Below are 6,179 nucleotides of genomic sequence, written 5' to 3' on the forward strand. Positions count from 1 at the left end.
TGGTGATCTGATATATCAGAATCGCGGGGAAATTTCAAGCGCCGAGCAAGGCCGCCTCAAATCGCGCCGAGCAAGCCGTAGAGAATGGGTCTGATCTGCCGCGCGCTGACCTGACCGGCGGGGGGGAGGGTGAAGGTCACGCTCTGCGCCATCGGCGTTGGGGTTTTTTCGAGAAAATGCACCACCAGCGTCGCGTTCTTGAGCTTGGTGAAATCCATGGTCTGGGGCAGGGCGAAATAGAGATAGCCGCTCCGTACCGAACCGAGGACGAGATTGATATTGCCTTGCAGGCCCTGATTGATGAGGTCGCGCCCAAAGGCGTCATCGCCTGGTTTCGGCTGTGCAAACGGCGAGGGCAGGGCATAGACGATATCGCCGAGGCCGAGGGTGACGATGGTGAACAGCAACTCGCCGATGCCGACGAAGGTCGCGGCGATGGCGGCATAGGGCTGATGGGCCTGCCAGGCGATATCATAGGCTTCGCCCGCCGTAATGGCGCGATATTGCAGGCCATCGATAGCGATGAAGGCCGAATCGATCAGCACATCGGTCGCTACCTTGTCGCTGGATTGCAGATCGAGGCGCACGACCAGAACGTGCTTGCGCCAGAGCCCATTATGGCCGAACACGCCGTGCAGCGCGTCGGGGTTGTTGAACACATAGGCGGCGACCTCGATCGCGGTGCCGGGGACAATGGTGCCGTTCGGCACATTACCCGGCGGCACCATCGCGATCGGCTGCGGCGTGTAGGTTTCGGTTACGCCACACGCATCAAGGAGCAGCGTTCCGGCCAGCACCGCCGCGAGGGCTCGGCGGCAGCGTCTCACGGCGCGAGCTGGCGCGCCAACCGCCGCGCCATCACCCAGCCGATAAGGCCGGAGGCGGGGGCGCCGGGCGCGACGAGCAGCAGCCCGAGCGGCTGGCCGTTCACCGCCAGATCCATGCCAATCCCGAGCATCATGCCGCCGATCAGCCCGCCGGAGACGCCGGCAGCAATCCCGAGCCAGAGAATGTCACCACGCGTGATCATGCCGTCTTCCTACAGATCAGCGGGCTGATTTGACAAGCCGCGCGCGCAGCGCCTATCACCCGCCGCATGGCTGGGAACGTGGACGCCGCTTGCCGGCGCGCCCGCTCTTTTTCCCATGACCGCGCGGCGTGCGGCGGGAAAAGAGCCTACCGGTGCAACAAGGTGCGGCCGCGCGAGGTTGCGCCACACATGAAGGACGACGCATGACCAAACGCCTGGAAAGCAAGTATAAGATCAATCGCCGGCTCGGCGTCAATCTTTGGGGGCGGCCGAAATCGCCGCTCAGCAAGCGCGATTACGGCCCCGGCCAGCACGGCCAGCGCCGCAAAAAGCCGAGCGATTTCAGTGTCCAGCTGATGGCGAAGCAGAAGCTCAAAGGCTATTACGGCAATATCGGCGAGAAGCAGTTCCGCAAATATTACGACGAGGCGGTGCGGCGCAAGGGTGATACTGGCGAGAATTTGATTGAATTGCTCGAGCGCCGGCTGGATGCGGTGATCTACCGCATGAAATTCGCGATCACCCCGTTTGCCGCGCGGCAATTCGTCTCGCATGGTCATGTCATGGTGAACGGCAAGCGCGTCAATATTCCCTCCTATCTCGTGCGTGATGGCGATGTGATCGAGGTGCGCGAGAAATCGAAGCAACTCGCGGTGGTGCTGGATGCGTCTCAGAGCGCCGAGCGCGACGTGCCGGAATTCATCGAGGTCGATCATCGCGCCATGCGCGGTCGCTTCCTGCGGGCGCCGAAACTCGCCGATGTGCCCTATCCGGTGCAGATGGAGCCGCATCTCGTCGTCGAATATTATTCGCGCTGATCGCCCGGTTCGCGCCGCGCCCGCCGTCATGCTGGCGCGGCGCGGCTTTTTTCGACGTGCCCTGGAAAGGATCGTAGGATGGACGCGAAGCCGATGATCGTCGTCACGGGCGGAAGCCGGGGTATCGGCGCCGCGGTTTGCCGCAAGCTCGCGCAAGCGGGCCATCCGGTCGCGGTGAATTATGCCGCGAGCCGCGACGCCGCCGAGCATCTGGTCGCCGAAATTCTCGCGGCCGGCGGCCGGGCGGCGGCATTTCCCGGCGATATCGGGCGGGAAGCTGACATCGTCGGCCTGTTTGCAGCGGCCGAAGCGGCGCTCGGCCCGCTCGGTGGCCTCGTCAACAATGCCGGCATCACCGGCCCGCTCTCGCGCGTCGCCGATATCACCCCGGCGATCCTGGAGCGGGTGCTCGCGGTCAATGTCACCGGCTGCTTTCTTGCGGCCCGCGAAGCGATCCGGCGGCTTTCGACCAAAATGGGCGGCAACGGCGGGGCGATCGTCAACATCGCCTCGCGCGCCGCCGGCCTCGGTGGCGCCGGCGAGTGGGTGCATTACGCGGCGAGCAAGGGCGCGGTCGAGACGTTCACCATCGGTCTCGCGCGTGAAGTGGCGGGCGAGGGGATCCGCGTCAACGCCGTCTCCCCCGGGCTCATCGATACCGACATCCACGCCAGTGCCGGCGCGCCTGACCGCGTTGCCCGGCTTGCCGCCGGCGTCCCGCTGGGGCGCGCCGGCAGCGCCGACGAGGTGGCGGACGCCGTCCAGTTCCTGCTTTCCGAGCAAGCGGCTTATATCACTGGCGCGATCTTGCCGGTCTCGGGCGGGCGCTGATCCCGCGGTGAGGCGACGACCAGCATGAGCAGCGCCGATCTCGCGCACGAAGTGGCCCGCCGGCGCACCTTCGCCATCATCTCCCACCCTGACGCCGGCAAGACGACGCTTACCGAGCAGTTGCTCCAAGTCGGTGGTGCGATTCAGCTCGCCGGGCAAGTGCGCGCCAAGGGCGAGCGCCGGCGCACCCGTTCGGATTGGATGGCGATCGAGCGGGCGCGGGGCATTTCCGTCGTCACCTCGGTGATGACGTTCGAGCATGAGGGGATCGTGTTCAACCTGCTCGACACGCCCGGCCATGAGGATTTTTCCGAAGATACCTACCGCACGCTGACCGCCGTCGATTGTGCCGTCATGGTGATCGACGCTGCCAAGGGGATCGAGGCGCGGACACGGAAATTATTCGAGATCTGCCGCCTGCGCGACATTCCGATCGTCACCTTCATCAACAAGATGGACCGCGAGAGCCTCGATCCGTTCGCGCTGTTGCAGGAGATCGCCGACGGTCTCGCGCTCGATACCGCGCCGCTCACCTGGCCGGTCGGGCGCGCCGGGCAGTTTGCCGGCACCGTGTCACTCGCTGATGAAGCGTATCCTCTCGCCCTCCCGGCTGACGACCCACGCCGCGCCGCCCTCGTCGAGGAGATCGAACTCGCGCGCGCCGGGCTTCCTGCGTTTTCGCTTGCGGATTTTCGCGCGGGGCATTTGACGCCGGTGCTGTTCGGCGCCGCGATCAAGGGGATTGGGGTTGCCGATCTCCTCGCAACGATCGCCCAATACGGCCCGCCGCCGCGCGCCCAGGCCGCCGATACCCGCGTGGTGGCGGCGGCAGAGTCGGCGCTGACGGCGCTGGTCTTCAAGATCCAAGCCAATATGGATCCCAACCATCGTGATCGCATCGCCTTTGCCCGGATCTGCTCGGGGCGTCTGGTGCGCGGGATGCGGCTCCGCCAGGTGCGGACCGGGCGCAGCCTTCCGCTCACCGCGCCGCAATTCTTCTTCGCGCGCGACCGGGCGCTGGCCGAGGAGGCCTATGCCGGCGATGTCGTCGGCATTCCCAATCACGGGGGCCTGCGCATCGGTGACACGCTCACCGAGGGTGAGACGCTGCGTTTCCTCGGGGTGCCGGCGTTTGCGCCAGAAATTCTGCGCCGCGTGCGGCTCGATGATGCGATGAAGGCGAAGAAGCTGCGTCAGGCGCTGCCCGAACTCGCCGAAGAGGGGGTGGTGCAGGTATTCCGCCCGCTCGACGGTTCGCCGCCGCTGGTTGGCGTCGTCGGCGCGTTGCAGCTCGATGTGCTGCAAGCGCGGCTTGCCGCCGAATATGGCGTTGCCATCGGCTTCGATCCCTCGCCATTTGCGCTGGCGCGCTGGCTGAGCGGCCCGCCGGCCGCGCTCGCCGCCTTCATGGCTCGCGAGCGGGGCGCCATCGCCGAAGATATCGATGGCGATCCGGTGTTTCTCGCGACCTCTGCCTTCATGCTCCGCCGCACGGCCGAGCACGCCCCCGATCTTTCGTTCCGCGACATCAAGGACACTGAACGCCAGGCGATCGCTTCCGGCGTGTCTTGAGCCGGCCAGCCGAGGGTGTCAGGCGGCGAGGGTCAGCGGTGCGGCCAGAGGAAAGAGCACGGTGTCGCCGTCATCGCCGGCGCGGAAGGTCAGGATCGCGAAAAATCCCGGTGCGTCGAGCGCGGTGAGCGGGTGGTGCCAAACCCCGCGGCGATAGGTGACGGCCTGGTCGCCGGCGGCGGCGAAGGCTTGCACGGCCGCGAGATCGGGGGCGCCGGAGGCATCGGCGGGGGCGACGAGGACCAGCATGCGCGCCGCGGCCAGCGGGATGAAGCTCTGCGAATTGGCGGGATGGCGCTCAAACAGCTTGGCTGCGAGCGGCAGCGGGCTCGGGGCCGCGGTGGTGAAATCGACATGCAGCCGCGCTGCCGCCCGCGCATTCTCGATCTCCGTGACCAGCCGGATCGGCTCGGCGCCGGGCGTGAGCCGGGTCACGGTGCCAAAAGGGGCAAAGGCCTCCGGGCTGAGGGGGCGGAGGGTGAGCGTCATCTCGGTCTCCCGATGGGAAATGGCGGCATCACGAAAATGGCCGGCAGGAGATCCTGCCGGCCATTGCGGATCGCCTCCGAGGGCAATGTTACACCAATCCAGGCGCCTCGGCTACAAAGTCACCCCCGAGGGATCGATCCCTCGGGGACATCGGATGTTCAGTTTTCCGACACTCAGGCCTTGTTGCGCCGACGACGGGCGAGGCCGAGGCCGACAAGGCCGCTGCCCAGCAGTGCGAGCGAAGCCGGCTCGGGGACATTGTTGGACTGCGGCGGCGAGGCGAGGGTGCCGCTGCCGGAGTAGGAATTGCCGCCCCCGGTATTCGAAGCCGTCTCGTTGAAGCTCATGGTAAGGCTGGCATTATTCGGGCTGACGGGAAGGTAGCTGGCCAAGGCGCCCGTCGTGCTCGGCGTCAAGGTGCCTTCAATGTAGGTCGAAAGCGCATAGCTGTTCGACCCCGTTCCAGTCGTCGTGGCGGTGGGGGAGACGGACATAACAGTCCCAGTGAAGCTATCGCCCTCACTATCGGTAAAGCTGACCGTGCTGCCATCCGTCAGCGTGATGTTGAAAGGGCTGATGGTCTCGCCAGCGATGGAAGCATAGGTGCCAGTGGCACCGCCGAAGCTGTCGCTAGAGGTCTTGAGGGTGATGCCATAGGCAAGCGTCGGATTGCCGACCGAGGATACGACATTGGTATTGACCGTTGCTGTGCCGTTCAATGCTGTCGCCTGGGCGCTGCCCGGGGCGATGGCCAGCGCCGCCGCGGCGAGGCCGAGGAAGGCGGCGGTGGTGAGGAGTTTGGTTTTCATTTCGTGGCGATCCTTCGTCGAAAGGTTAAGCCTGTCTTAAGCGCCTACGTAATAAGCAGGAACCATGCCAAAAGATAAAACATAATAAATTCAATCAATTAATATAAAATCAGGCATCGCTGGGAAGCGAGTGTTCAGTTTTCCGACGATCGAACAGCGGTGACGCGCCGGCGGCGGGCGAAAACCAGACCGGCGAGGCCGGCGCCAAGCAGGGCAAGCGACGCCGGTTCCGGCACCGGGTTGGTTTCGGAGAGGGAAAGATCATTGTCCGAAAACCCGTCAGCGGTCATGATGGTAATGGTGGCTTGCAGCGCGTCGAGGCCAACGCCGCTGCCGCTCGTGACGCCGCCAAAGCTGCTCGAGGGCGGAGAGAAACCGAGCGCCGTGCCGATCGGGCTATAGCTTATGCCATTGTCGCTGCTGGTCGAGAAGGTCGTCGTAACCTGGGTGATGGCGCCGCCGTTTTGGCCCGCGACCGTGCCGATGACCGGGCTGGTCCAACTGGGCAGCGAAAGCCCGGTATCGCTGACAGTAATGGTCAGGGTGCCGGCACCGTCACTATAGAAAAAACCGTCACTATAGAAAAAATTGCTCGTCGTCAGCGCGAATCCCGGCAGCGCGGTTTGCGGC

8 protein-coding genes are annotated in these 6,179 nt (G+C 65.2%); 3 read left to right on the forward strand and 5 right to left on the reverse strand.

The window, feature by feature from the left end:
• Positions 1–56 precede the first annotated feature (56 nt).
• Positions 57–827, reverse strand: a complete 771-nt coding sequence (locus ACP5M5_RS03805; RefSeq protein ID WP_427935647.1) for a hypothetical protein — start codon at positions 825–827, stop codon at positions 57–59.
• Positions 824–1,030, reverse strand: coding sequence for a hypothetical protein (locus ACP5M5_RS03810; protein ID WP_114912669.1), 207 nt, complete (start codon positions 1,028–1,030; stop codon positions 824–826). The genes ACP5M5_RS03805 and ACP5M5_RS03810 overlap by 4 nt, the downstream gene beginning before the upstream one ends.
• Positions 1,031–1,233: 203 nt before the next feature.
• Here ACP5M5_RS03810 and rpsD point away from each other — a divergent pair, with 203 nt between their 5' ends.
• From rpsD to ACP5M5_RS03825, 3 genes are all read left to right on the forward strand, one after another.
• A complete protein-coding gene (rpsD, locus tag ACP5M5_RS03815) occupies positions 1,234–1,848 on the forward strand; it encodes a 30S ribosomal protein S4 (RefSeq protein ID WP_114912668.1) in 615 nt (204 codons plus the stop codon).
• Between the two features lie 78 nt (positions 1,849–1,926).
• A complete protein-coding gene (locus ACP5M5_RS03820; protein ID WP_427935650.1) occupies positions 1,927–2,679 on the forward strand; it encodes an SDR family oxidoreductase in 753 nt (250 codons plus the stop codon).
• A 24-nt stretch (positions 2,680–2,703) separates the two neighbouring features.
• Positions 2,704–4,251 (forward strand): peptide chain release factor 3, encoded by a 1,548-nt coding sequence (locus tag ACP5M5_RS03825; RefSeq protein WP_427935651.1) that lies wholly within the window; start codon positions 2,704–2,706, stop codon positions 4,249–4,251.
• A gap of 18 nt (positions 4,252–4,269) precedes the next feature.
• Here ACP5M5_RS03825 and ACP5M5_RS03830 read toward each other — a convergent pair whose 3' ends face one another.
• The 3 genes from ACP5M5_RS03830 to ACP5M5_RS03840 form a co-directional block, all read right to left on the reverse strand.
• Positions 4,270–4,740 carry an ureidoglycolate lyase gene (locus tag ACP5M5_RS03830; RefSeq protein WP_427935653.1) on the reverse strand — a complete coding sequence of 157 codons (471 nt, stop codon included), beginning with the start codon at positions 4,738–4,740 and terminating at the stop codon, positions 4,270–4,272.
• Between the two features lie 173 nt (positions 4,741–4,913).
• On the reverse strand, positions 4,914–5,549 hold the full coding sequence (locus ACP5M5_RS03835; protein ID WP_427935654.1) for a PEP-CTERM sorting domain-containing protein: 636 nt from the start codon (positions 5,547–5,549) through the stop codon (positions 4,914–4,916).
• 134 nt (positions 5,550–5,683) lie between these two features.
• A partial coding sequence (locus ACP5M5_RS03840; protein ID WP_427935655.1) for a PEP-CTERM sorting domain-containing protein occupies positions 5,684–6,179 on the reverse strand: 496 nt, incomplete at its 5' end.

The sequence above is a fragment of the Acidibrevibacterium sp. genome, from assembly GCF_049965395.1.
Taxonomy (GTDB): domain Bacteria; phylum Pseudomonadota; class Alphaproteobacteria; order Acetobacterales; family Acetobacteraceae; genus Acidibrevibacterium; species Acidibrevibacterium fodinaquatile.

Excerpts from the sequence above, each read along its gene's own strand:
- ACP5M5_RS03810 (WP_114912669.1), bottom strand. The coding sequence starts at position 1,030 with ATGATCACGCGTGGTGACATTCTCTGGCTCGGGATTGCTGCCGGCGTC.
- ACP5M5_RS03820 (WP_427935650.1), top strand. The coding sequence starts at position 1,927 with ATGGACGCGAAGCCGATGATCGTCGTCACGGGCGGAAGCCGGGGTATC.
- ACP5M5_RS03825 (WP_427935651.1), top strand. The coding sequence starts at position 2,704 with ATGAGCAGCGCCGATCTCGCGCACGAAGTGGCCCGCCGGCGCACCTTC.
- rpsD (WP_114912668.1), top strand. The coding sequence starts at position 1,234 with ATGACCAAACGCCTGGAAAGCAAGTATAAGATCAATCGCCGGCTCGGC.
- ACP5M5_RS03835 (WP_427935654.1), bottom strand. The coding sequence starts at position 5,549 with ATGAAAACCAAACTCCTCACCACCGCCGCCTTCCTCGGCCTCGCCGCG.
- ACP5M5_RS03830 (WP_427935653.1), bottom strand. The coding sequence starts at position 4,740 with ATGACGCTCACCCTCCGCCCCCTCAGCCCGGAGGCCTTTGCCCCTTTT.